21 protein-coding genes are annotated in these 23,862 nt (G+C 70.5%); 10 read left to right on the forward strand and 11 right to left on the reverse strand.

The features are described from left to right. Positions 1-4 precede the first annotated feature (4 nt). Positions 5-1,225, reverse strand: a complete 1,221-nt coding sequence (locus V6U86_RS01470) for an RNA polymerase sigma factor (protein WP_334497507.1) — start codon at positions 1,223-1,225, stop codon at positions 5-7. Further along, positions 1,225-1,608 (reverse strand): YciI family protein, encoded by a 384-nt coding sequence (locus tag V6U86_RS01475; RefSeq protein WP_334497509.1) that lies wholly within the window; start codon positions 1,606-1,608, stop codon positions 1,225-1,227. The genes V6U86_RS01470 and V6U86_RS01475 overlap by 1 nt, the downstream gene beginning before the upstream one ends. A gap of 402 nt (positions 1,609-2,010) precedes the next feature. Between V6U86_RS01475 and V6U86_RS01480 the strand changes: the two genes are divergently transcribed. From V6U86_RS01480 to V6U86_RS01490, 3 genes are all read left to right on the forward strand, one after another. Next, positions 2,011-3,180, forward strand: coding sequence for a cellulose-binding domain-containing protein (locus V6U86_RS01480; protein WP_334497511.1), 1,170 nt, complete (start codon positions 2,011-2,013; stop codon positions 3,178-3,180). Positions 3,181-3,413: 233 nt separating this feature from the next. Further along, on the forward strand, positions 3,414-3,560 hold the full coding sequence (locus tag V6U86_RS01485; protein WP_334497513.1) for a hypothetical protein: 147 nt from the start codon (positions 3,414-3,416) through the stop codon (positions 3,558-3,560). Positions 3,561-3,685: 125 nt separating this feature from the next. Then, entirely contained in the window at positions 3,686-5,728 is a 2,043-nt protein-coding gene (locus V6U86_RS01490; protein WP_334497515.1) for a hypothetical protein, read from the forward strand. A gap of 62 nt (positions 5,729-5,790) precedes the next feature. Here the strand turns inward: V6U86_RS01490 and V6U86_RS01495 are convergent, their stop codons facing one another. After that, complete coding sequence (locus tag V6U86_RS01495) at positions 5,791-6,207, reverse strand: hypothetical protein (RefSeq protein WP_334497517.1); 417 nt, start codon at positions 6,205-6,207, stop codon at positions 5,791-5,793. Positions 6,208-6,345: 138 nt separating this feature from the next. Here V6U86_RS01495 and V6U86_RS01500 point away from each other — a divergent pair, with 138 nt between their 5' ends. From V6U86_RS01500 to V6U86_RS01515, 4 genes are all read left to right on the forward strand, one after another. Beyond that, positions 6,346-7,353, forward strand: coding sequence for an NBR1-Ig-like domain-containing protein (locus V6U86_RS01500; RefSeq protein WP_334497519.1), 1,008 nt, complete (start codon positions 6,346-6,348; stop codon positions 7,351-7,353). A gap of 207 nt (positions 7,354-7,560) precedes the next feature. After that, a complete protein-coding gene (locus V6U86_RS01505) occupies positions 7,561-8,424 on the forward strand; it encodes a peptidoglycan-binding domain-containing protein (protein ID WP_334497521.1) in 864 nt (287 codons plus the stop codon). 34 nt (positions 8,425-8,458) lie between these two features. Beyond that, a complete protein-coding gene (locus tag V6U86_RS01510) occupies positions 8,459-9,343 on the forward strand; it encodes a peptidase inhibitor family I36 protein (protein ID WP_334497523.1) in 885 nt (294 codons plus the stop codon). Positions 9,344-9,349: 6 nt separating this feature from the next. Then, positions 9,350-10,273 (forward strand): SpoIID/LytB domain-containing protein, encoded by a 924-nt coding sequence (locus V6U86_RS01515; RefSeq protein ID WP_334497525.1) that lies wholly within the window; start codon positions 9,350-9,352, stop codon positions 10,271-10,273. A gap of 72 nt (positions 10,274-10,345) precedes the next feature. Here V6U86_RS01515 and V6U86_RS01520 read toward each other — a convergent pair whose 3' ends face one another. From V6U86_RS01520 to V6U86_RS01530, 3 genes are read right to left on the reverse strand one after another with little or no spacing between them, the layout of a single operon-like run. After that, positions 10,346-13,213 carry an FAD-binding and (Fe-S)-binding domain-containing protein gene (locus V6U86_RS01520; RefSeq protein ID WP_334497527.1) on the reverse strand — a complete coding sequence of 956 codons (2,868 nt, stop codon included), beginning with the start codon at positions 13,211-13,213 and terminating at the stop codon, positions 10,346-10,348. Between the two features lie 24 nt (positions 13,214-13,237). Continuing rightward, positions 13,238-14,422: an anhydro-N-acetylmuramic acid kinase gene (locus V6U86_RS01525; RefSeq protein ID WP_334497528.1), complete on the reverse strand. Its 1,185-nt coding sequence runs from the start codon at positions 14,420-14,422 to the stop codon at positions 13,238-13,240. 11 nt (positions 14,423-14,433) lie between these two features. Continuing rightward, the gene (locus V6U86_RS01530; protein WP_334497530.1) at positions 14,434-15,996 is read right to left on the reverse strand and encodes a sodium:solute symporter; all 1,563 of its coding nucleotides are present in this window, start codon (positions 15,994-15,996) and stop codon (positions 14,434-14,436) included. 252 nt (positions 15,997-16,248) lie between these two features. On the opposite strand from V6U86_RS01530, the gene murQ reads away from it, so the two are divergent. Then, positions 16,249-17,142 carry an N-acetylmuramic acid 6-phosphate etherase gene (gene murQ, locus V6U86_RS01535; RefSeq protein WP_334497532.1) on the forward strand — a complete coding sequence of 298 codons (894 nt, stop codon included), beginning with the start codon at positions 16,249-16,251 and terminating at the stop codon, positions 17,140-17,142. Positions 17,143-17,222: 80 nt separating this feature from the next. Here murQ and V6U86_RS01540 read toward each other — a convergent pair whose 3' ends face one another. The 4 genes from V6U86_RS01540 to V6U86_RS01555 form a co-directional block, all read right to left on the reverse strand. After that, the gene (locus tag V6U86_RS01540) at positions 17,223-17,504 is read right to left on the reverse strand and encodes a hypothetical protein (RefSeq protein ID WP_334497534.1); all 282 of its coding nucleotides are present in this window, start codon (positions 17,502-17,504) and stop codon (positions 17,223-17,225) included. Between the two features lie 13 nt (positions 17,505-17,517). Next, positions 17,518-18,258, reverse strand: a complete 741-nt coding sequence (locus V6U86_RS01545) for a hypothetical protein (RefSeq protein ID WP_334497536.1) — start codon at positions 18,256-18,258, stop codon at positions 17,518-17,520. A 217-nt stretch (positions 18,259-18,475) separates the two neighbouring features. After that, positions 18,476-19,714: an MFS transporter gene (locus V6U86_RS01550; protein WP_334497538.1), complete on the reverse strand. Its 1,239-nt coding sequence runs from the start codon at positions 19,712-19,714 to the stop codon at positions 18,476-18,478. Positions 19,715-19,778: 64 nt separating this feature from the next. Next, positions 19,779-20,417: a DNA alkylation repair protein gene (locus V6U86_RS01555; RefSeq protein ID WP_334497857.1), complete on the reverse strand. Its 639-nt coding sequence runs from the start codon at positions 20,415-20,417 to the stop codon at positions 19,779-19,781. A gap of 174 nt (positions 20,418-20,591) precedes the next feature. On the opposite strand from V6U86_RS01555, the gene V6U86_RS01560 reads away from it, so the two are divergent. Continuing rightward, a complete protein-coding gene (locus V6U86_RS01560; protein WP_334497540.1) occupies positions 20,592-21,305 on the forward strand; it encodes an alpha/beta fold hydrolase in 714 nt (237 codons plus the stop codon). Positions 21,306-21,365: 60 nt separating this feature from the next. Here V6U86_RS01560 and V6U86_RS01565 read toward each other — a convergent pair whose 3' ends face one another. Then, positions 21,366-23,249, reverse strand: coding sequence for an alpha/beta hydrolase-fold protein (locus V6U86_RS01565; RefSeq protein WP_334497542.1), 1,884 nt, complete (start codon positions 23,247-23,249; stop codon positions 21,366-21,368). Positions 23,250-23,460: 211 nt separating this feature from the next. Between V6U86_RS01565 and V6U86_RS01570 the strand changes: the two genes are divergently transcribed. After that, on the forward strand, positions 23,461-23,853 hold the full coding sequence (locus V6U86_RS01570; protein ID WP_334497544.1) for a YybH family protein: 393 nt from the start codon (positions 23,461-23,463) through the stop codon (positions 23,851-23,853). Positions 23,854-23,862: the final 9 nt, after the last annotated feature.

Genomic DNA, 23,862 nt, shown 5'->3' on the forward strand with positions numbered 1-23,862 from the left:
CCACTCATTCGCGGCTCAGCGCGACCGCCTTGCCGAGCAGCACTGAGCGTTCGCGCTGATTGGCGCAGAGCTGGGCGGCCAGTTCCAGCTCGGCGCGTGCCTCCGGAAGCCGGCCGAGGCGGGTCAGCAGCTCACCGCGTACGGTCGGGACGAGGTGCGAGCCGGGGAGCCGGTTCGAGGCGATCACGTCGTCCACGACGGCCAGGGCCGCTGCCGGGCCCGAGGCCATGGCGACGGCGACAGCCCGGTTGAGCTCGACCACCGGCGACGGCGCGACCCGGCCGAGCGCCTCGTAGAGCCGGACGATCCGGGCCCAGTCTGTCTCCTCGACAGAGGGTGCCGACGCGTGGGTGGCCGCGATCGCGGCCTGCAGGCCGTAGGGGCCGAGGCCGCGCTGCGATGCCTTTGCCAGCGCGGCCAGCCCACGGCGAATGGCCGACAAGTCCCACAACCGGCGGTCCTGGTCCGCGAGGAGGATCGGTGCGCCCTCCGGGTCGGTCCGGGCCGGGAAGCGCGCGGCCGTCAACTCGAACAACGCGAGCAGGCCGTGCACCTCCGGCTCGTCCGGCTGTAGCGCCGCCAGTGTGCGAGCCAGCCGGATCGCCTCGTACGCCACGTCGGGGCGCAACAGCCGGTCGCCCGACGTGGCAGTCGACCCCTCAGTGAAGATCGAATAGATGACGCTGAGCACGCCGCCGAGCCGCTCCCGGCGCTCGCCGGCCGGCGGTAGCTCGAACGGCACTCCGGCCGCCGCGATCGCCTTCTTGCCCCGGGTGATGCGGGCCTGCACGGTCGGTACGGGCACCAGGAACGCGCGGGCGATCTCCTCGCTGGACAGGCCACCCACCACCCGCAGGGTCAGCGCCACCCGCGCCTCGCGGGGGAGCACCGGGTGGCAGCTGACGAACATCAACGCCAGCACGTCATCGTCGATCCGGTCAGGGTCGATCTCCTGGTCGATCGCGGGGTCGGCGGCCAACAGGGCGTATCGGTCCTGGAGGGCGGCCCGGCGGCGGATCGCGTCGATCGCCCGCCGCCTGGCCGTGGCCATCAGCCATCCGGCCGGATTGGTCGGAGCGGCCCGCGGCCAGGACACCAGGGCCTCGGCCACCGCCTCCTGGGTGGCATCCTCGGCCAGCCCGAAGTCACCGGTGAACCGGGTCAGCGCGGCGATGATCCGCGCCGACTCGATCCGCCAGACGGCCTCGACGTCGGCCGTACCCATCAGATCCGGCCGTCGCGCTCGCCCTGCGGAACCTCGTCGGCCTCGGCCACCCGCCGTACCTCGATCTTGGAGCCGCGGACCGCCGGGACCCGCTTGGCCCACTCGACCGCCTCCTGTTTCGTGGCGACATCGAGCACGAAATAGCCCCCGAACAACTCCCGGGTCTCGCCGTACGGGCCGTCCGTGACCACCGGTGCCTCGCCACGGAAGTCGACCACGACGCCCAGGCGCGGATCGTCCAGCCCTTCGGCCGCGACGAGAACGTCGGCCTTCATCATGTCCTCGATGAACTGGTGGGTCGCGGCCATCATCTGGTCGAGATCGGCCATCATGGCCGCGTTCGTCTCATCGGTGCCCCGCATGATCAACAGGTACTTGGACATCGCGTTCTCCTCATTCGACGGGGCCGTCTCCCGGCCCCAGCATCCCCACGTCGAACGGGCAGCCCACGGATCGACACGGGACCGGAACATTCTTTCCCTGTCGACACCGGATCTCGCCCGCCGGAGAGAGCGCGCCAGGCGGGTGGCGTCGGAGCGGAACCCCGAGCGCCGACGCTTGATTGAATAGGCATTCGTCAATAGATTGAGGGCGGGCGTCGCTGAAGTCTGGGAGACCGGGCCGTCGGCGACTGACAGGTCCACCCCGAGCCGGGCACTTCGGTCGTACGCGCGACCGGTCGCTGTGGCGCACCGCCGCGCCGCATCCAGGGCACGTTGTCGCGTCGCGTCCGTCGAAGGACGTGCCGTCGCCGCCGCCACCCAGCTCGATCCAAAGGACCTTCCATGAGGATTTTCCGTGCCCGCCCCGCCTCGACCCTGGTGGTCGTCGCCGCGCTGGCCGCCGCCGCGACCACCACCGGAGCGGCAGTGCTCACCGGCCCAGCCGTGGCCGCCCAGGGTTGCCAGGTCGACTACACGCCCAACCAGTGGCCCGGCGGATTCACCGCCACCGTCAAGGTCTCCCCGGGGGACACCGCCGTCTCCAGTTGGACCGTCACCTGGACGTACGCCGGGGACGAGCGCGTCACCAACGGCTGGAACGCCACGGTCAGCCAGTCAGGCTCGACAGTGACAGCCCGCAGCCTGTCGTACAACGGCAGCATCCCGGCCGGCGGCTCCACCGAGTTCGGGTTGCAGGGCACGTACGGCTCCAGTGCGGGCGCGCCGACCGGGTTCAGTCTGAACGGCGTACCGTGCAACGGCGCCACCACCCCGCCGACGACGCCCCCGCCCACCACCCCGCCGCCGACGACCGAGCCTCCGACCGGGTGCGCCGGCGCGGTGCTCTGCGACGGCTTCGAGAGCCAGACCGGTTCGACGCCGTCTGGTGACTGGGCCGTGGTAAGCCCGGACTGTTCTGGCGCTGGCACCGCCACCATCGACACGGCCACCACGCACAGTGGCAGCCGGTCGGTCCGGATCAACGGCGCCGCCGGGTACTGCAATCACGTCTTCGTCAGGTCCACGAAGAACCTCGGCAGCGTGAGCAACGTCCGGTACGGCCGGATCTGGGTCCGGCACACCACCGCCCAGCCCACCGAACACACCACGATGATGGCGATGGTCGACGCCGCCGACGGCAACAAGGATCTGCGGTTGGGTGGCCAGAACGGCGCCCTGCAGTGGAACCGCGCCTCCGACGACGCGACCCTGCCCGAGCAGAGCCCGGCCGGGGTGGCGCAGAGCCTGCCGTTACCCACCAATCGGTGGACCTGCGTGGAATTCATGGTGGACGGAGCGGCCGGTCAGCTGCGTACCTGGTTGGACGGCACCGCCATCCCGGGGCTGACCGCCGACGGGGCACCGACGCACGACATCGACGGCCAGTGGTACAACCGCACCTGGCGACCGCAGCTCACCGACCTGAAGCTGGGCTGGGAGAGCTACGGCGGCGGAGCCGACACCCTCTGGTACGACGACGTCGCGGTGGGGACCAGCCGGATCGGCTGCTGATCCTCCCGAGCCCTCCGAACGAGCGCATTCACGTGTTGGTGTTGGGGGCGGGGGGGTGGGCGGACTGCTGGTCACACCCTCTCCCTTCCAGGCGTGGGGGCGGGGGGCCGGGGGGCCCGGTGTCCCCACTGTGGGCCGAACCGTGATCAGCGGGACGTTTCCGCGATCACGCTCGGGGGCATCCCGGCGGATGAAGGGCAGCCGCCCTCTACCCCCTGATCGAGGAGAACATCATGTCGGCCCAGGCATTTCTCTACGTCATCGCCGTCATCCTGATCGTGCTCGCCGCTCTGCCGCTGCCCACGAGGGGTGTCTCGCTCGCGCTTCTCGGTGCCGCCTGCGCCCTGCTCGCCTACGCCTGGCCGGTGATCACCGCCTGACGTTCTGGTGAGTCACCGCTGGCGTGGGCGGACGCATCGACGCTTGCTGAGGTTCTTTCATGAGCGTAGGAAGAACATCACCACCACCGTCGGCCCCTGCATCGATCCGTCCAGCGTCAAAGGAGATGCGTGTGACCACCTCCAGAGGGCTCCGTCTCGCCGTGTCCGTGCTGGCGACCGCGGGGGTCGTCGTCCTGCTCGGCACGGCGGCCCCTGCGGCACCGCCAACGACTCCCGCACCGGCCGGGCACCCGTCCTGCGACCCGATCGACCCGACCGCCTGTCTGCTGCCGTTCCCGAACGACTACTTCACCGTGCCGGACCGGAGCAGCCCCACCGGCAAGCGGGTACGGTTCGCCGCCGCCGCGATGCCCGCCAACGTGCAGGGAACCCCGATCGACCCGACGGAGTGGAACCGGCAGGACGGGTTCAGCCCGGGCTCGCCGATCCTGGTGCGCGTACCCGGGCTCGACGCCACGGCGAGCCGGATCGCGCCGGTCACCGACATCGGCCGGTCGCTGGCGCCGGACGCGCCGATCGTGCTGCTCAACGCCCGGACCGGCAAACGCACGCCGTACTGGGCCGAACTGGACGCACACGCCGCCGGCCAGCCCGACCGACAACTGTTGATCATCCGTCCGGCGGTGGCACTGACCGAGGGCACCCGCTACGTCGTCGGGCTGCGCGGCCTGCGCGACGGCAACGGGGCGTCGATCCGGGCACCAAAGGCGTTCACGACGTACGTGACCGGTGTCGGCCTCAAGCGCCACGACGCCCGGGTGCCGCAGATGCGGCGGATCCTCACCGATCTGACCCGGGCCGGTGTCAAACGGCACAGCCTCTACCTGGCCTGGGATTTCACGGTGGCGAGCCGGCACGGGCTGACCGGGCGGATGTTGGCGGTCCGGGACGACGCGTTCGCCGACCTCGGCCGGGCTGCGCCCTCGCTCACCGTCAGCCAGGTGACCGACTATCCGCCGGAGCAGGACCCGCTGATCGCCCGACAGGTGACCGGCACCATCGGCGTGCCGTCCTACCTGACCGGTGACGGCGGGCCCGGCTCCCGGCTGCACTACGGGCGTTCCGGTGGCACCGGAGCGCCGCCCACGCCGAACGCCCTACCCACGCCGTCCGGTACGACGGTGGCGGCGGACTTCGTCTGCAACATCCCACGCAGCGCCTCAGCCGCGAAACCGGCGCACCTCTCGCTCTACGGTCACGGACTGCTCGGCCGGCCGACCGAGATCAACGCCGGCAACGTCAAGACGATGTCGAACACCCACAACTTCACCTTCTGCGCGACCAGCTGGATCGGCATGGCCGCCGCCGACGTTCCCTATGTGGCCGGCGCCTTCACCGACCTCAGCGCCTTCCCCGCAGTGGCTGACCGGTTGCAGCAGAGCTTCCTGAACTTCCTCTTCCTGGGCCGCGCGATGATCCACCCGGACGGTTTCGCCGCCCACCCCGCGTTCCGGGACGCGACCGCACGACCGCTGATCGATCGCGGCGGCGGGCTGCACTACGACGGCAACAGTCAGGGCGGCATCAACGGAGGCGCCCTCACCGCCATCGCCCAGGACTGGACCCGGTCGGTGCTCGGCGTACCGGCGATGAACTACTCCACGCTGCTGCAACGCAGTGTGGACTTCGCACCGTTCCAGAGCGTGCTGGACGGCTCCTACCCGGACAAGGCCGGCCAGCAGCTGATCCTCGCGTTGCTGCAGATGTTGTGGGACCGCTCGGAAGCCAACGGGTACGCCCAGCACATGACCGACCGGCCACTGCCGCGCACCCCGGCGCACCAGGTGCTGATGCACGTGGCCTTCGGTGACCAGCAGGTCTCGCCCGCCGCGGCGGAGGTGCAGGCGCGCACCATCGGCGCTCGCCTGCACACCCCCGCGCTCGCCGACGGCTGGTCACTGGATGTCCGCCCGTACTGGGGCATCACGCCGATCCGCCGCTACCCGTACACCGGCTCGGCGATCGTGATCTGGAACAGTGGCGCGGCCTCCGCACCACCGCCCACCAACCTCGCTCCGGCCGGTCCGGAGTTCGGCGACGATCCGCACGAGTTCCCCCGCGCCCAGGCCGGAGCACAAAAACAGAAGGCGGTCTTCCTGCGTACCGGCAAGGTCATCGACGTCTGCGCGGGAACGCCCTGCCCGTGACGCGACCCGGCGGGGCGCTGACCAGGTCAGCGCCCCGCCGGGGAAGTACCGATCGCTTTCGGTCAGCAGCGCACTCCGGTCTCCTTCTGCGCCACGTCCGAGATGCCGCCGAGGGCCCGGGTGCACACCGACAGCGTGTTGGCGCCCAGCGACCAGACCTCCGGGCCACTGGAACACTGCAGATCGCGCAGCGTCGTGCCGGTCACGATGGAGGTGCAGACCTGGTACGAGCCGTGGGTGGCCCGGTACTGCTGCCACACGTACGTGTAGGCGTAGTTCTTACCGCAGCCCTTGTACTGCTTGACCGACGCCGCCGTCTGACCGCCGACCGTGACGTACGCGGTCGCGCCGATCTGCACCGAGCCGGCGCAGCGCGGGTTGGTCTCGGCGTGCGCGGGTCCGGCGAACGCCAGCGTCGCGGGTACCGCCAGACCGGCGGCCGCGAGCACGCGTACGCCACGTCGGGAAAGGCTTTTCATCGGTGACCTCCTTCAATGCACCGGGGGCCGTCGCCCCCTGTGTCGTCGATGCACCACATTGATGGCCGCCGCAGCTTGTTCGGTACCCTCTGACACGCTCTGACAACGCCTGACAACGTCGTCTGACTGGGGGAGTGAATGAAGGACCAGCGTGCCGTCACCGGGTCGATTCCGGACAGACAAGCCGCCCAGGAGTTCGCCACACAGCTTCGGGCACTGCGGGCCGCCGCGGGTGACCCGTCGTTCCGCAAGATGGCTGGGCGGTCCGGCCGGATCTCGCACACCACGCTCCACGAGGCCGCCGCCGGCACACGGTTTCCCTCCTGGGAGACAGTCCGCGAGTTCGTCCGAGCCTGCGAGGCGGACGAGGTCCAGTGGCGGTGCCGATGGGAGGACGCGCAGCACGCCGGAACGGTCGACGGCAGCGCCGACGGCGACATCACGCCGGTGCGTACCGACTCCCCTGTCGACACCGAGACCCCGCTCACCACGGGTGAAGAGAAGCCCGACGCCGGGACCGACTCCCTGCCGGCCTACCGACCCGTTGTGTCCGGCATCCCCGCCCCGTCGTCGCCGGGCGAGCCGACGGAGTTTTCGCAGACCGAGTTTCCGCAGACCGACGAGGAGATCGTGGGTGAGCGGCGACAGAGGATGCCGTGGCTCGCCGCCGCCGCGGTGATCGTGGTCGTGGCGATGGTCGCCGTCCTGGGCGCCATCCTCCGCAGCCGGTCGTCCCGGGACGACCCCGGCACTGTGGCGGCGTCAGCGTCGGCGTTCTCGGATTCGCTGATCCCCGGCGACTCGAGCAAGTTCCTCGGCGACGTCACCATCCCCGACGGCACCAAGGTGCGGGTCAACTCCCAGTTCGTCAAGGTGTGGGCGCTCAAGAACGACGGAAAAATCGCCTGGCACAACCGATTCCTCGCGCGGATCAACCCCACCGCCGACGCGGACGGGTGCCAGGTGCCGGATCGGGTGGCGATCGGTGACACAGCGCCCGACGAGCAGGTGATGATCAGTGTTCAGGTCACCGCGCCGAGCCGGCCCGGGAAGTGCTGGGTCAGCTGGAAGATGGTCGACGAGAACGGGCAGGAGTCCTTTCCCACCCGCCGGCCGGTGTTCTTCATGGTGAACGTCATCGACTGAACGACGCTCCCGGTTACCCGGACCGGCGTCAGAGTGCGAACGCCTGATGTCAGGCCCGGGTGCCAGCACAACTGACAACAACGCATTCATCGAGGTCAGCGACGGCCTGACGGATCTGACACGACATGAGGGGTACCGAACAGCAGGTCGATTCACGCAAGGTGATGTCCGTTCCGAACGACTCACCACCTGCGAGGAGGATCGATCTTGCGTCGTCCCTGGTTATCCGTCGGGCTCGCCGCGCTCTGCGTGGCCGTCGGCGTTCCGGCCCACGCCTGGGCCGCGACGTCCGGCGCCACCGCGCAGCGAACCGTCACCACGACCGCGCGGCCAGTCGTGGACATGGAGGCCACCGTCCTGGCCGCCCAGATCGACCCCCGCCGCGCCGACAGCACACTGACCCCGGGGGCGAAGAACTCCGTGCTCGCCGTCGAGCAGGCGCTCCAGGCGCAGGGTCTGCTGAACGCGCAGTGGGTCGACGGCTACTTCGGCACCGTCACCATCTCGGCGTACGCGGCGTACCAGCGTTCACTCGGTTACACCGGCCTGGCCGCGAACGGGCTGCCCGGCACGACGTCACTGACGAAGCTCGGGCTGAACCGTTACACAGTAGGCAACACCATCGGCCCGGGCGCGAAGGTCCCGCGTGACGGGTACGTCGTCAACGCCCGCACCCAGGCCATGTTGGCCGAGGCGCAGCGTCTGCTCGGCTTCACCCTGGTGCTCGACCAGGGCTCGTACAACCCCGGCGGCGACCCCACCTCGGCCGGTACGCACGACGGCGGGGGCGTGGTGGACATCTCCGTCACCGGCATGACCGCCGCCAAGCGCACCGCCGCCGCCAAGGCCCTGCGTCGGGTCGGCTTCGCCGCCTGGGTCCGCAACCCGAGCCAGGGCGACTGGCCGTGGCACATCCACGCTGCGGCGATCAACGACACGGACCTGTCCAGCCAGGCGCAACACCAGGTCGGCGACTACTACCTCGGTATGAACGGCCTGGCCAACCAGGGACCGGACGACGGCCCCCAGGTCCTGATCAGGACCTGGGAGCAGTACCAGCGCGGGCAGTGACCCGCACCCGCCTCACCGTTTCTGAAAGGACACCATGAACATCCGTAAGAGCCTCGCCGCCGTCGGCGTCGCGCTGGCCGCGACCACCTCGATTCTCAGCGTCTCATCGCCCGCGTCGGCGGCGGCCCGGGACGGGGTCTGCGACAGCGGCGAGTTCTGCTACTACTACAACAGCGGCAACGCGGGGTCGATCTCGGACTTCACTGGTTCGCTCGCCGACTACGGCACCGAGCAGCCCTCGTGCTACGACTTCAAGGGCGCTGGCGCCGGCAAGGGCCTGTGCATCAAGAACGAGGCCGCCTCGGTCTGGAACCGCAGCACCAAGACCGTACGCGTCTACTACAACAGCGGTTACGCCGGTTCCTACCAGGACTTCGCGGCCGGCGCGAAGGGCAACCTGAACGCCACGCTGAAGAACAACAACGCCTCGCACGAGTTCGCGCCGTCGACCCGCACGAACCTGTCGTACGCGCTGTACCAGGCCAGCGGCGGCTCGGTCACGTGCGGCTTCGACGGTTACACCACGACGCCCGGCCGGCACGAGGGCATCGACATCGCCCGCAGCGTCGGCTCGGACGTGCGCGCCCTGGTCTCCGGAACGGTCACCTACGTCGCGCGGGGCGCCACCGGCAGCGGGGGCCTGTCCACGATCTCCATCTACAACTCCTCGCTCAACAAGACGGTGATCTACCTGCACACCGCGCCGAGGTCCGGGGTGAGCGCGGGCGACGCCATCAGCAAGGGCCAGATCATCGCCGATGAGTCGTGGCACGGGGTGACCTCCAGCTCGGGCGCGCACACCCACGTCGAGGTCCGGGCCGGCCGGCAGACCCACGCGTCCGTCAGCGTCGGCGACCCCGTCCTGGACAACGCCGACCCGACCTCGTTCTGGAACTCCCAGGGCTACAACGAGAGGTAGGGCGCTGTGAACATCCGCAAGGGCCTCGCCATCGTCGGCGCCGTCCTCGCCATGTCCACCTCCATCCTGAGTGTGGCCTCGCCGGCAGCGGCGGCCACCCGGGACGGAACCTGCGACAGCGGCGAGTTCTGCTACTACTACAACAGCAACCAGGCCGGCTCGGTCTCCGACTTCACCGACTCACTGGACGACTACGGTACGACCCAGCCGACCTGCTACGACTTCAAGGGCGCGGGCAGCGGCAAGGGCCTGTGCGTGAAGAACAACGCCGCGTCGGTGTGGAACCGGACCAGCAAGACGGTGCGGGTCTACTTCAACAGCAACTTCGCCGGCGCCACTCAGGACTTCGCGGCCGGTGCGAAGGGCAACCTGAACGCCACGCTGAAGAACAACAACGCCTCGCACGAGTTGGTGAGCGGGGTGACGGGCTGCAGCACCGACGGCACCAACAGCAAGTTGCCGAGCACCATCCTCGTTTACCGGGCCAGTCTCGGGCAGGTCGTTCGGGTCGACTTCAAGACGTACGTCAAGAATGTCCTCCCGAACGAGTGGATCACGAGCTGGCCGGCCGCTTCGCTGGACGCCGGTGCGATGGCCGTGAAGAGCTACGCCTGGTACTGGGCGTTGCACTCGACCCGGAAGACGCCCGGTGGACAGTGCTACGACGTCCGGGACGACACCGCTGACCAGGTCTACCGGCCGTCGTCGGCGCAGACGTCGACGTCCGCGGCGGTGGACCGGACGTGGTCGACCCGGATGACCCGGAGCGGCAACATCCTGCGGGCGCACTACTGCCAGTCGACGACCGCCTGCGGTGCCTGGGTGGACGGGGACTGGATGTCGCAGTACGGCTCGCGTGATCTCGCCAACCAGGGCAAGAACTACCAGGCGATTCTGCGCTACTACTACCGTGACATCGCGCTCTCCTGAGATCAGGCACCAACCGCGCCGCCCGCCGCAGATCCGCGGCGGGCGGCGCGCTCGTCGGCGCGGAACAGGTAGCTACGCCGGCGGCTCGACCGCCTCGACGAGAACCTGGAGTACGTGCCGGTACGGCTGGCCGGTGGCCCGGCTCATGCCCATCTCGCAGGTGCGGTTGCAGGAGGCGTACGCGTCGTGGTCGCGCTGGTTGATCTCGGCGGCCTGCGCGGCCGTGGCGCCGGCCGTGACCTCGGGGTGCAGTAGCCCCCGGTCACCGGCGAAGGCGCAGCACCCCCAGCTGTCCGGCACGGTGACGGTGTCGGCGAGCGCCTCGGCCACCGTGCGCAGGTCGTCGATCCCGCCCAGGTGCACTGTGGAGCAGGTGGGGTGCAGGGCCAGTGAGCCCAGCCGCCGGGGCTGCGGCAGCGCCGGCAGGAGGTGCTCGGCGGTGAAGGTGACGCTGTCGACGACGCGCAGCCCGGCGTACCGTGCCTGGTCCTCCTCGGCCAGGGCGGCGGTCAGCTGGGTCAGCCCGTGCGTGCACGATGACGCGTCGCAGACGACGGGCAGGCGACCTTCGTCGCTGGCCGCCCAGAGGGCGGCCAGGGTCCGCTCCGCCATTTCGCGGTGACCGGCCGGGTAGCCCTTGGACTGCCACGGGGTTCCGCAGCACAGGCCCGCCGTGCCGGCCGGGACGACGAGCGGCACCCCCGCCAGTTCGCAGAGGCGCAGGAACGCCGCAGCCGAACCGCCGCGCGGGCCGTCCTCAGGTGCGAAGAGGCTGCCGACGCAGGCCGCGAAGAACACCGCCTGGGCGTCCGGCACGCTGCGCGGGGCGGGGCGGGGAGCGCCGGCGCGCGGCATGTCGTCGCTCCACCGTGGCACGAGCTCGGTGCCGCCGAGCCCACGGAGCACCCCGGTGGCGGCGCGGGTCACCGGCGTCGGAACGGCGTGCGCGGCGGTCAGTCCCACCCGGACGCCCGTCACCGCGGCCTGCCAGTGCCGTGCGGCGGTGCGGGCGGTGCGCTGGGCGCGAGGGGTGTGCCGCTCGGCGCGCAGCCGCTTCATCGCCGCCCCGGTGTCGATGCCGACCGGGCAGGCGGTGACGCAGAGGCTGTCCGCCGCGCAGCTGTCCACGGCGGCGTACGCGTAGTCGGCGGTCAGCTCCCGGCGGCGCTCCTCGTCGCCGGCGGCGGTGGCGAGAGCGATCTGCCGTTGCAGGACGATGCGCTGCCGGGGGGTGGTGGTGACATCGGCGGTGGGGCAGACCGGCTCGCAGTAGCCGCACTCGACGCAGGCGTCCAGCTCGGGGTCGACCGTCGGAACGGCCTTGAGCTGCCGCAGGTGCACTGTCGGGTCGTCATTGAGCAGCACACCGGGGTTGAGCAGGCCGCTGGGGTCGCACAACCGCTTCAGTTCGCGCATCACGTCGTACAGCTCGTCGCCGTACTGCCGGCGGACGAAGGGCGCCATGGCCCGGCCCGTGCCGTGCTCCGCCTTCAGCGTGCCCCCCTCGGCAAGCACGAGGTCGACCATGTCGTCGGTGAACCGGGCGTAGCGGTCGATCTCGGCCGGGGTGTCGAAGGACTGGGTCAGCATGAAGTGCAGGTTGCCGTCGCGGGCGTGTCCGAAGATCACCGCGTCCGGGTAGCCGTGCCTGTCGAACAGGTCGATCAGCCCGTCGCAGGTGCCGGTCAGGCGCGGCATCGGCACCGCGACGTCCTCCAGCAGGGCCGTGGTGCCGGGCGGGCGGGCGCCCGCGACGGCGGTGTAGAGGCCCTTGCGCAGGTGCCAGAGGTTGGCCCGTTCGCGCGGGTCGCGGGTCAGCTCGGTGCCGGTGACGGCCGGCAGTTGGTCGAGCACTCCCCGGGCGTCGGCCAGCGTCGCGGCCAGCCGCTCCGCGCTCTCCTCGGTGAACTCCACCAGCAGCGCGGCGTGGCCGGCGACGGTCAGCCCGCGCAGGGCCGGGCTCGCACCCGGGTCGCGCTGGCTGACCCGCAGCGCGGCGGCGTCGAGCAGTTCGGCGGTACGGGCGCCGGCGGCGAGCAGGGCCGGCAGCGCGTCGGTGGCGTCGGTGAGACCGGGCAGGATCAGCAGGCCGGTGGCGGCGTGGTCGTGGATCTCGACGGTACGGAAGACGGCCTCGGCCACGAAGCCGAGCGTGCCCTCGCTGCCGATCATGAGGTGGGCGAGCATCTCGACCGGGCTGCTGTGGTCGAGCAGCGAGTTCAGCCCGTACCCCATGGTGTTCTTCATGGCGAACAGCCGCTCGATGGTGGCGCGCGACCCCGGCGTCGAGCGCACCCGGTCGCGCAGCCGCAGCAGCCCGGCGTGCAGGTCGGGCTCGTCGGCGCGCAGCCGCTCGTCGGCGTCGCGGGCGCCGGAGTCGACGACGGTGCCGGACGGGAGCACGAAGCGCAGCGACTCCATGGTGCGGTACGCGTTGTCGGTGGTGCCGCAGGTCATCCCGCTGGAATTGTTGGCCACCATGCCACCGACCGTGCAGGCGGCCTCGCTGGCCGGGTCCGGCCCGAGTCGGCGTCGGTAGCGGGCCAGCCGGGCGTTGGCCTGCCGGATCGTCAGGCCCGGCTGGAGCCGGATGCGGCGGCCGTCGTCGAGGACCTCGGCGTGCCGCCAGTCGGTGCGGACGTCGACCAGCACGCCCGCGCCGCCGGCCTGCCCGGCGAGGCTGGTGCCGCCGCCGCGCAGGGTCAGCGGCACACCGGCCTCCCGGGCGCCGGCCATCAGCGCCCCAACCTCGGCCGCCGAGGCGGCCCGAACCACGGCCTGCGGCTCGAACAGGTACGGCGAGGCGTCGTGTGCCGCCGCCAGCCTCCGGGGCAGCTCGGCGCTGGCCCGGCTCGGGTCGTCGAGGCGTGCGCGCAGCAGCTCGGCGACCTCGCGGGCGCGAGCGCCGGCCGCGGTCGGTGTTGGTACGACGGTGCTCATGGGCGGATCCTCCCGGGAGGGTGGTCAGTCGGCCACCGGAGACGCGTCGACCAGCAACCGGGCCGGGGCGGTGCCGACCGGGGTCGGCAGCCGCAGCGGATGCCGACCAGGGGTGATGCTGCCGAGCACCGAGGGGTGCCGCGCGCCGGTGCCCGAGCGCAGGGTGCCCGGCAGCCCGTGCACGGTCAGGTAGCCCAGCAGCGCGAAGGCCAGCGCCTCCTTGGCGTCCGACGCGATGCCCAGCTCGTCGCTGGACGACAGGTCGACGCCGGGCAGCTCGTCGGCGATCATGCCCAGCAGCGTCGGGTTGTGTGCCCCGCCGCCGGAGACGACGAGCCGGGTGACGCCGTGCTCGCGGCACGCGCCGGCCACCGTGACCGCCGTCAGCCGGGTGAGCGTCGCCAGCACGTCCTGCGGATCCGGCGTGGGCGCGTCGGCGAGGGCGGCGAGCAGGTAGGGCAGGTGGAACAGCTCTTTCCCGGTGCTCTTCGGGCTGGGTAGCCGGTAGTACGGCTCGTCGAGCAGCCGCCGCAGCAGGACCGGGTTCACCTGCCCGGCGGCCGCCCCGCGTCCGTCCCGGTCGTACTCCTCGGTGCCACCGCTGAAGTGGCGGGCGGCGGCGTCGAGGAGCGCGTTGGCCGGCCCGGTGTCGAAGGCGAGCGGGTCCGCGTCCGGAGCGACGACGGTGATGTTGGCGATGCCGCCCAGGTTGAGCGCGGCGGGGACGCCGGGCAGGCCACCCAGCAGCAGCGCGTCGAAGAGGGCGACCAGGGGAGCGCCCTGGCCGCCGGCGGCGACGTCGCGGCTGCGCAGGTCGGCCACGACCGGAAGACCGGTGGCCTCCGCGATCCAGGCCGGCTGACCCAGCTGGAGGGTACCCCGCACCGTGCCGGCCTCGACCCAGTGGTGCATGGTCTGCCCGTGCGAGACGACCAGGTCGGCCTGGCCGTCGCACAGCTGGGCGAGGGCCCGCACGCCGGCCTCGGCGAAGGCCTGGCCGATGCCGGTGTCCAGCACGCAGATCGCCTCGGTGGTGGTCGGCGCGGGCGGCAGGGCGGCGGCGATCTGCGTGCGCAGCTGCTCGGGGTACGGGTGGCTGAGCCTGCCCAGCGGTCGCATCCGCAGGGTGTCGCCGCTCAGCTCGAACTCGGCGGCGGCGGCTTCGATGCCGTCGTAGGAGGTTCCGGACATCAGGCCGATCACGCGCATCGTGTCCTCCTTCACGCCCGGCCGGCGGGCGCCGCCGCATCGTCGTCGACCTCGTCGGTGCGTCCATGGTCGTACGGCGTCTCCGGGGCCGGGTGGAACCGGCTCGACACCGCGCCGACGACCAGGGTGATCAGGACGCCGATCGGGACCAGCCACTGCGCGGCGATGGCGGTGGCGGTGGTGGTCCCGGCCGTCGTCACGTCGATCTTGACGTATCGAACGATGTAGGTCATCACCGCCACGGTGACGAGGAAGGCGATCACCGCATCGACCTGGTTGGCCCGCTTGACGAGGCGGCCGAGCAGGAAGGCCCCGAGCAGCGCACCGTAGGTGTAGCCGGCGATGGTCAGACCGGTGAGATAGACGTTTCCGGTGCTGGAACTGAACGCGCAGGCGAAGATCGCCATCAGCACCGCCCAGACCAGGGTCATCACCCGGGCGAGCCGGAGCATCACGTCGTCGGACGGGACCTTGCGGAAGAAGCTGTGGATGAAGTCGGCGACCGTGGAGTTCGACATCGAGTTCAGCGCCGACGACAGCGAACCCATCGCGGCGCCGAGGATGCCGGCCACCAGCAGACCCGAGATGCCCACCGGCAGGGCGTGCAGGATGAAGCTCGGGTAGAGGTTGTCGCTGCTGGCCAGGCCGAGTTCCTTGAAGGTCTGACCCTTGTTGTACGACCACAGCAGCGCCCCGACCAGGGAGAACGCCGCGAACTGGATCACCACGAAGATGCCCGAGGAGATCATCGCCTTCTGCCCCTCGCGCAGCGTGCGGGTGGACAGGATGCGCTGGACGATCAGCTGGTCCGATCCGTGGCTGGCCATCGCGAAGATGGCGCCGCCGATGATCGCGGTCGGCAGGGCGAACGGGCTGGTGAGCACGTGCGCGAGCGTGAAGTTGGTGTCGAAGAGCTGGAACTTGCCGGCGTCCAGGGCCTGCGAGTAACCGTCGAAGCCGACGGCGTGGCTGAGCACCGCGATGGCCAGGATCGCCCCACCCAGGTAGAGCCCCATCTGGATGGCATCGGTCCAGATGACCGCCTTGATGCCACCGAGGTAGGTGTAGATCACCGTGATGAGCGTGAGCACGACGATGATGGCCTGGTAGCCGACGTTCAGGCCGAACTCGTCGAGGAGCAGCTTGATGGGGATGGCCGAGGCGAACAGCCGTACGCCCTCGGCGAGCAGCCGGGTGAAGACGAACGTGACCGACGCCAGACCCTGAAGTTTCAGGCCAAACCGCTCACCGAGGTACTGGTAGGCGCTGACGAACCCACCCCGCTTGTAGAGCGGGATGAGCACCGCGGCCACGACGACCCGACCGATGACGTAGCCCAGGGCCAGCTCGACGTTGCCGAAGCCCTGACCGCTGTAGGCGCCGCCGGGAACACTGATCACGGTCAGGACGCTGGTCTCGGTGGCGACCACGGAGAACGAGACGGTCCACCAGGGCAGTCGGCCCTCGCCCACGAAGTAGTCCTTGGCGGACTTCTGTTTACCGGACAGGCGTAGTCCGACGAAGGCGATCACTACGAGGTACAGCACGATCACGACGAGGTCGAGTTGACGCACGGCTCGCTCCCAACCAGCGGGGGTGTCAATAAGTGACGTTGGCCAAGGGTAACGCGAAACTTTTTGCCACCACCCGTCCGGGCTGGTTACGCTGAGGTTTCAGCCTGCTGATACGGGGACTGTTCGCAGCTGCGCCTCGGCCTGGACCCGCTGGCGGGCCGCGACGGCGAGCCGTCAACGGCCGCCCGGCGCCCCGGGAGACCGCACCCAGCCGGCCGGCGACTGCGTACCAGCGAGAGGAACGAGCACCCCGTGGACCTCAGCACCCTCGGCACCGAGACCCGCAACGACAAGACCAGCGACCTCGATCGGATGTCTCCCACCGAGTTGCTTCTCGCGATGAACGACGAGGACCAGACGGTCGCCGACGCCGTCCGCCGGGCCGTGCCGGACATCGCCGCCGCCGTCGACGTCATCGTGGCGTCGCTTCGCCAGGGCGGACGGCTGATCTACCTCGGCGCGGGCACCAGCGGCCGGATCGGCATGCTCGACGCCGTCGAGATCCCACCCACCTTCGGTACGACACCCGACCGGGTCGTCGGTCTGCTCGCCGGCGGGGCACGAGCCTTCGGCGTCGCCGTCGAGGGCGCGGAGGACGACCCGACCCGCGCCGTCGCCGACCTCGCCGCGATCGGCCTGACCGCCCGAGACACGGTGGTCGGGCTCGCCGCCAGCGGCCGTACCCCATACGTGGTCGGCGGGTTGGATCACGCTCGCGCGCTCGGTGCGGCGACCGTCTCCGTGGCCTGCAACACCGGCGCGGTGACCAGCCGCCACGCCGACGTCGCCATCGAGGTGCCCACCGGCCCCGAGGTGCTCACCGGCTCCACCCGGCTCAAGGCCGGCACCGCCGAGAAGCTGGTCTGCAACATGCTCTCGACCGCCGCGATGGCCCGGCTCGGCAAGGTCTACGGCAACCTGATGGTGGACATGAACGCCACCAACGAGAAGCTCGTCGATCGGGCGCGTCGGATCGTCGCGGAGGCCGCCGACACCGATCTGGACACGGCGGCGCGGGCGCTCGCGGCGGCGCACGGGCACGCCAAGACCGCCATCGTGCTGCTGTTGGCGAACTGCACCGCCGAGGAGGCCGCAGCCCGGCTGCGCGCCGCCGACGACGACGTCCGGGCTGCCGTCGCGGCCTGATCCGCCAGGGCAGCCTTCGGCCGCCGGATGACCAGATCGACCAAGCGCCCCGTCGGTGACCGACGAGGCGCTTCGTGGTGTCAGTCGAACTGTGTGTCGGAGGCCGGGTGGTCCCCGTCCGCGTCGCCGCCGGTGGTGGCCAGCTCGATCCGGGGGGACCGGTCCGGTGGCAGGTGGGCGAAGTCGGCGATGACGACGACGTCCACCTCACCGTCGATCATCGTCTGCTCGACGGTCTCCCACGGGGCCCGCATGATTCCGGTGAATCGGTAGGAGTGTCGGCGAAGGTGGCTGAGACACCTCGCGACGGCGGGCTCCGACGGCTCGATGTGGGCGGGTATCCAGATAACGGCGATTTCCATGAACCTCTCCTGATCAACGTCGTGGACGCGTGTGGGTGATCAGGAGTTGTTGGGGCGGGGGAGGGCCACGCTCCACCGGTCGGCTGGTCGCGCGTAGGTCGACGGCGCCGACGGTGAGCCCGGGGCGCAGCGGCGGGGTGAGCTGCGGAGCTTCGCCTGTCGACGGGGGTGGATCAGCGCCGCCGCCGGCGCCGCCGGTCGGTGCGCACGCGAGCGCCAGCACGAACGCCGGTGGCCCCGGCACGGGACGGGCGGGCGCGTCGGGTCGCTGTCCGGTGACGGCGGTCCTCGCCGCCCGCGCCCGGTCCGACGCTCGGCCATCGGACGTGCCGTGGGCGCCGCCCCGGGTCACCGTCGCCGGCACGGACGTGGACGGCGCCGGTGAGGTTCGCGGGGCAGGGGGTGCCTTCGGGGCCGCCGAGGTGGATGGTGCCGCCGTGCCCTGCGGGGACGCGGGGGCCCCAGCTGGTCGACCTGGCCGGGCGGTGGTGGGCTTCTTCGAGGGCGTCGGCAGCGGGACGGCCGACGGCAGGGGCAGTGGAACGGCCGACGGCAGAGGCACGGGCAGGTCGACGACTGCGGTCGGCACGGGCAGGGGGACGGTCAGCTGTACCTCGACCACATCGTCCACCGAAACCTTGATGGCCTCCGGCGAGGCGGAGACCTCCACCAACGGGAGACGCGGCGACGGAGTGTCGGCACGGGCGGGGTTGGCGCCCAGAGCCGCGCCGAGCGCCACCGCGCCGACTGCCACCGGGGGGAGGCTGTGCCTCAGCCGCATCAGACGCAGGCCGCCGGCAGCGGTGTCGCCAGCCCTGCCCGATCCGGGTCACCGGTTCGGTGCCGCTGGCCGAGTGGGTGCCGCTCGTACCCCGCCGTTCCCTCCATGTGCGGGTTCTTGCCCCGGGAAACCGGGGCCTACACCTTCTGTCGATATCTTGAGTGAGCAATGTGGACTGAGCGTGGCCGGTTCACACCCGGGCCTCGGTGGGTGTCGGCGCGGGGTCGAGCGGCAGGTCACGCAGCCGACGGATCGGCGTCGACAGGTAGATGATCGGGGACAGCACGGTGAGCGCTCCGAAGATCAGCAGGGTGGTGCGGGCACCGAGCGGCCCGGCGAGGGTGCCGGCGAGCACGCCACCGACCGGGATGGCGCCCCAGGAGACGAACTTGACGGTGGCGATCACCCGGGACAGCAGCTCCGGCGGGCTGGCGAGCATCCGGTACGTGCGGGTGGTCACGCTGAGCACCACTGTGGAGCTGGCGAAGATGAGGTTCCCAACCGCGAAGGCCAGGAATGCGGCGGTTCCGTTGCCCAGCGGGATGATGAGCGCGCCGGCCACGCCGACGAAGGCCGCGATGATCAGGCCGCGGGCGGTGCCGAAACGGTTGGTGAACCGGGTCGTCAACGCCGCGCCGATGAGCGTGCCGAGGCCGTCGGTGGCGATGAGCAGCCCGACCGTGACCGGCGATGCGTGCAGCTCACGCATCAGGTAGAACGGGAACAGGGCGAGCATGGCGCCGTTGACGAAGTTCGTCGCGGTGGCGTCCCACATGGCCGGTCCGATGATCGGGTGCCGGAGCACGAAGTGCCAGCCCTCCCGGATCATCGTGACCATCGGTGGCCGCTCGGCCGGTCGCTGCACCCGCCGGGCCGGCAGGGTGCGCAGCAACACGGCGGAGAGCAGGTAGCTGACGGCGTCCACGAAGAGCGTCGGCACCGCACCCAGCAACTGCACCGCGAGACCGCCCAGGGACGGCCCGCCCAGCGCGGTGGCGGCGTGCGTGCCGGAGGTCAGGCTGTTGCGGGCCTGCAACTGCGCGGCCGGCACGATCTCCGGCAGGAACGTCTGGTTCGCCACGTCGAACAGCACGTTGGCGAAGCTCACCACCAGGGCGACCACGATCAACTGGGCCACCGTCAGCATGTCGAACCACCAGGCCAGCGGGACCGACGCGATGGCGAGGGCCCGGACCAGGTCCAGGGCGACCTGCATGCCGCGCAGCGGCAGACGCTGCACGATCACGCCTGCCGGCAGGCTGATCAGAAGGTACGCCAGGTAGCCCGCCGCCGTGACCAGGCCCATCTCGAAGGCCGACGCGTGGAGCACGGTCAGCGCGGTCAGTGGTAGCGCCAGCGCGCCGACCGCCGAGCCGAGGTGGCTGGTCGTGCCGGCGACCCACCACCGCCAGAACGTAGTAAGTCCCATAATGGAACTCACTATAGGGGGTGGGCGGGAGACGCCGTCGACCCTGCCCGCGCCGAGAGCGTGCCTATCGTGCGCGGCGCACCATTTCGTTGATCCAGCTGGGCGCGAACGGGGACGTGCAACCGGGGGAGGTCGGGTAGTCCTTGAGCACCTCCAGGCGTTCACCGATGTCGATCGCCCGGGCACGGTGCTCAGCGTGCTCGATTCCGATCTGCGCCAGGCAGTGGTTCATCGCCCACTGCAGGCGATCCGGCGCGTCCTTCATCTCGGTCTCGATCACATCGAGCAGTCCCGGGAGGTCCAGACCCTCGGGCTTCTTCGCCACGCGTTCGGTGGTCAGAGCCCAGCCGGCACTCGCGACCACGGGATCCGCGTCGACGAACCAGGCCAGCCGCAGCTCTTCGGCGTACGGGTTCTTCTTCACCACGTAGTTCACGAGCCAGTCGTGCACCTTCGGGCTGCGCGCCCCGCGCAGCATGAGGTCCAACTCGTCACGCTCGAACGCCCTGGGACGGCAGATCAGCATCGCCAGCAGTCTCGCCGCGGAATCACCGGTCGCCCAGAGCTGGCGCGCGAGTTCCTGCTGTGTCTTCAGCCGCTTCGCGAGCGCACGGAGCTTGCCGAGGTGCACACCGTGATCGTCACCGTGCTTCGCGTTCACCTCGCGCGTCTTCGGGTCCGCCAGTGCGGCCAGCTCGGCCATCACCTCGGTCACCGTCTCGGTCGGCGTCGTCGCAGCCACCGCAGCCTCCTGCACATCGGGTTGGTGCACTCTACGGCGAGAAGCCAGTCGGACCGGACGTTTCACCCTCGCGGAACGGGTATCCAGGCGTGCGACCGGCGGTGAACAGCTTCACGGAGTGAGGGGGCACCAGTCATGCCTGAACCACAGCCCACCATCGTGCTCGTGCACGGCGCGTTCGCCGAGTCGGCGAGTTGGAACGGAGTGCTCGAGCGGCTGGGCGCCGCGTACAACTCGGTGGCCGTCGCGAACCCGCTGCGCAGCCTGGCGGGCGACGCCGCGTACGTGCAAGATGTCGTCCGCGGGATCGGCGGGCCGGTCGTCCTCGTCGGCCACTCGTACGGCGGCATGGTGATCACGCAGGCCGCGGCCGGCGACACCTCGGTGCGGGCCCTCGTGTACGTCAACGCCCTCGCCCCGGACACGGGTGAGTCGGCGCTGACGCTGTCCGGGAAGTTTCCCGGTAGCACCCTGGCCGACACGCTGGTGCAGTACCCGGTGTCGACCGGTGGGAACGACGTGGCGATCGGCCAGAGCCAGTACCACGCGCAGTTCTGCGCGGACGCGTCGGGCAACGAGGCCGCGCTGATGGCCCGGACCCAGCGGCCGATCACCGAGCAGGCTCTGGGTGACGGGCTCACCGGAGACGCTGCCTGGCGATCGCTGCCGAGCTGGTTCGTGTTCGGGGACGCGGACAAGAACATCCCGGTCGAGGCACACCGCTTCATGGCCGAGCGGGCCAACCCCCGAGGGCAGCGCGAAATCGTCGGTGGCTCGCACGCGATGGCGGTGGCCAAACCGAGCGAGATCGCCGAGACGATCATCGAGGCGGTTCGGGGCGTGAGCTGACGGTCCGGACGGGCAGGGTGGGCCGACGACGAGCGGTCGCCGGCCCACCCGGCCTGCTGACTAGCGGACCCGCAGCTGCTGATGGACCGCTGCGGTGGGGGCGTGCGCCGGGTCACCGGAGTAGGCGACGCGCACCGGGTACACCCCGGCCGACAGCCCGTCGGTCGGCAGCGTGACGACGGCCGTTCCGCCGCGCAGCGCAACCACCTGGGTCGCGTCGGCGAAGGTGATGGCGACCTCGCCGGTCACCTTCGGAGCCTTCGGGTGGGCGGGCTGTGCCCGCACGTCGACGGTCACTGTGAACGTGCCACCGCGAACGACCGAGGCAGGCGCGGCCTTCGCCTTCACCACGACCCGTGCCGTGCCCGCGGGCGTCAGGACGACAGAGGCCGAGTGTGACTTGGCCGGGTCGGCCACCGACGTCGCCACCACGGTGAGCGACGACGCGGTCTCCGTGGCGGCGACCGAGAGCAGACCTTCCGGGGAGATGGTGGTGCCCGCGGAGGCCGCTCCCTGGACGGACCATGTCACCGCCGGGCTCACGCCCTCGTTGGTCGTCACCTGAGCGTGGAACTGCCTGGTCCAGTTCCAACCTTTCGTCAGGTTCACCGTCGCGGGCGTCACCGACACCGAGTCGACCCCCGACCACAGGTGATCCCGGGCGAAGATCGTGAACAGTTGGCCGGCCGTCATTCCGTCGTGTGCGCCGGGAACCTGGGTCGTCGCGGCAGCGTACCCCCGGGCCCGGAAGTTGTCCGCGATGGCGTTCTGGGCGTTGAGGTTGCCCTCGAAGACGCCGTTGCCGAGGAAGACGGAGAGGTCATCGTCCCCGACCGCGTTCGCGATGGTGTCGTAGTCCTGGGTGGTGAGGGACGGGTTGCCGGAGAAGTGTCCGTAGAACGCGAAGGTGGTCGGGTAGTTCTTGATGACGACGCCGCCGGTCATCCCGCCGTACGAGAAACCCGCGTAGGCGCGCCCGGAGCGTTCGGTCGAGACGTTGTAGCTGCCCTCGATGAGGGGCAGGATCGTCTGGACCAGGTTGTTGGCCGCGTTGGTCTGGTTGTAGGAGGCGAAGCCGAGGCTGGTGCCGGTGAAGTGGTTGCCCATGGTGACGACCACGGTGGGCTCGACCTCGCCCTTGGCGATCATGTTGTCCAGGATGTTCGGGACGTTCGCGGGGACCATGAAGTCGGTCTCGTCGCCGAAGATGCCGTGCGCGAGGTACGCGACCTTGTACGGCTGCGGGCGGTTGGCGTCGTAGCCGGCCGGCAGATACACGCCGAGGTAGTGGCCGCTGTCGCCCAGGATCGTGGTGTACGGGACGTACGTGACGGTTCCCCGCTTCGCGCGGTCGGCCACCGGCAACTCGTAGTCCGCGCGTTCGGCCAGCACCGGGTCGTTCTGCTTCTTGTCGTACGGCACGTACACGGCGTCGAGGACGTCGTTGTTCCTGACCCGGAACGAGGACTCGCCCGGGGGCCGAGGGTTCGTCGAGGCGGGATCCCAGATGCGCTTGTTCTCCCAGCCCTGGGTCGGGTCCCAGACCCGGTACCAGTAGCTGAGACCTCCGGCGTGCAACGGGACCGAGACCGACCAGTTGCCCTTCGGGTCCCTGGTCATGTCCCGGAGGAACTCGGTGCCTCCGGCGTGGTAACGCCCCGGCTGCCACTCTTCCGGCTGGTAACGCGTGGTGCCGGTGTTGACGTCGAGCAGGGTCAGGTCCCCGGCGAGGCGTACCTGGGTGGCGTGGGGATTGCGGTAGACGAACGTGACGGTGTAGCCGGTGGGTGAGTTGCGGTCCGCCTTGACGGTCGCACCCTGCGCGGTCGTGGGCCTGCCGGCGGCGGCAGCCGGCGTGGGGGCGACGGCCCCCGCTCCGAGTGCCGTGAGCGTGAGAATCGAGATCGCAAGCCGGAGCCTGCGTCTTCCGGTCGTTTCCCTCATGCGCGAAGACTCCTCTGTGGTCGCTCGTCGCGGTGTGGTTCGGGCACTGGCAGTCGAGGGCTTCGATGGTCGCTAAATCGAATTAGCATCGGGAGTGTCGCTGGGTACGCCATTCGATGTCAAGGGTGTGCGGGGCGGCCGTTGCCGGGTGCGAGGCCGCAGCCTGCGGGTTTTCCCTGCTGGCCGCAGTTCGGCTGGCAAGGTGATGTCCATGGACCGGAAGCACGTCGAGGACTGGCTCGCCGCCTACGAGCGACTGTGGCGGACGCCGGGCACGGATGCCCTGGTCGGGCTCTTCACCGAGGACGCGAGCTACCAGCAGGGGCCGTACTGGACGCCCGTTGTCGGACTGCCGGCCATCGCCCGGATGTGGGAGAAGCAGCGCAAGGGCCCCGACGAGGTGTTCCAGATGACCACTGAGATCGTCGCGGTCGAGGGCGACACCGCCGTGTCGCGCCAGGAGGTCCGCTACGGCGACCCGGTCGAGCAGGAGTACCGCGATCTGTGGATCATGCGGTTCGCCGGCGACGGACGATGCCGGTCATTCGAGGAGTGGCCGTTCTGGCCGGGACAGCAGCCGGCCGACCCGCCGGAGGGATCGTGACCCGAGGAG

This window comes from Micromonospora sp. CPCC 205558 (assembly GCF_036902955.1).
Classification (GTDB): Bacteria; Actinomycetota; Actinomycetes; order Mycobacteriales; family Micromonosporaceae; genus Micromonospora.

Coding starts and splice junctions, on each gene's coding strand:
- V6U86_RS01470 (WP_334497507.1), bottom strand. CDS start 1,225: ATGGGTACGGCCGACGTCGAGGCCGTCTGGCGGATCGAGTCGGCGCGG.
- V6U86_RS01475 (WP_334497509.1), bottom strand. CDS start 1,608: ATGTCCAAGTACCTGTTGATCATGCGGGGCACCGATGAGACGAACGCG.
- V6U86_RS01480 (WP_334497511.1), top strand. CDS start 2,011: ATGAGGATTTTCCGTGCCCGCCCCGCCTCGACCCTGGTGGTCGTCGCC.
- V6U86_RS01485 (WP_334497513.1), top strand. CDS start 3,414: ATGTCGGCCCAGGCATTTCTCTACGTCATCGCCGTCATCCTGATCGTG.
- V6U86_RS01490 (WP_334497515.1), top strand. CDS start 3,686: ATGCGTGTGACCACCTCCAGAGGGCTCCGTCTCGCCGTGTCCGTGCTG.
- V6U86_RS01495 (WP_334497517.1), bottom strand. CDS start 6,207: ATGAAAAGCCTTTCCCGACGTGGCGTACGCGTGCTCGCGGCCGCCGGT.
- V6U86_RS01500 (WP_334497519.1), top strand. CDS start 6,346: ATGAAGGACCAGCGTGCCGTCACCGGGTCGATTCCGGACAGACAAGCC.
- V6U86_RS01510 (WP_334497523.1), top strand. CDS start 8,459: ATGAACATCCGTAAGAGCCTCGCCGCCGTCGGCGTCGCGCTGGCCGCG.
- V6U86_RS01520 (WP_334497527.1), bottom strand. CDS start 13,213: ATGAGCACCGTCGTACCAACACCGACCGCGGCCGGCGCTCGCGCCCGC.
- V6U86_RS01525 (WP_334497528.1), bottom strand. CDS start 14,422: ATGCGCGTGATCGGCCTGATGTCCGGAACCTCCTACGACGGCATCGAA.
- V6U86_RS01540 (WP_334497534.1), bottom strand. CDS start 17,504: ATGGAAATCGCCGTTATCTGGATACCCGCCCACATCGAGCCGTCGGAG.
- V6U86_RS01550 (WP_334497538.1), bottom strand. CDS start 19,714: ATGGGACTTACTACGTTCTGGCGGTGGTGGGTCGCCGGCACGACCAGC.
- V6U86_RS01555 (WP_334497857.1), bottom strand. CDS start 20,417: ATGGCCGAGCTGGCCGCACTGGCGGACCCGAAGACGCGCGAGGTGAAC.
- V6U86_RS01560 (WP_334497540.1), top strand. CDS start 20,592: ATGCCTGAACCACAGCCCACCATCGTGCTCGTGCACGGCGCGTTCGCC.
- V6U86_RS01565 (WP_334497542.1), bottom strand. CDS start 23,249: ATGAGGGAAACGACCGGAAGACGCAGGCTCCGGCTTGCGATCTCGATT.
- V6U86_RS01570 (WP_334497544.1), top strand. CDS start 23,461: ATGGACCGGAAGCACGTCGAGGACTGGCTCGCCGCCTACGAGCGACTG.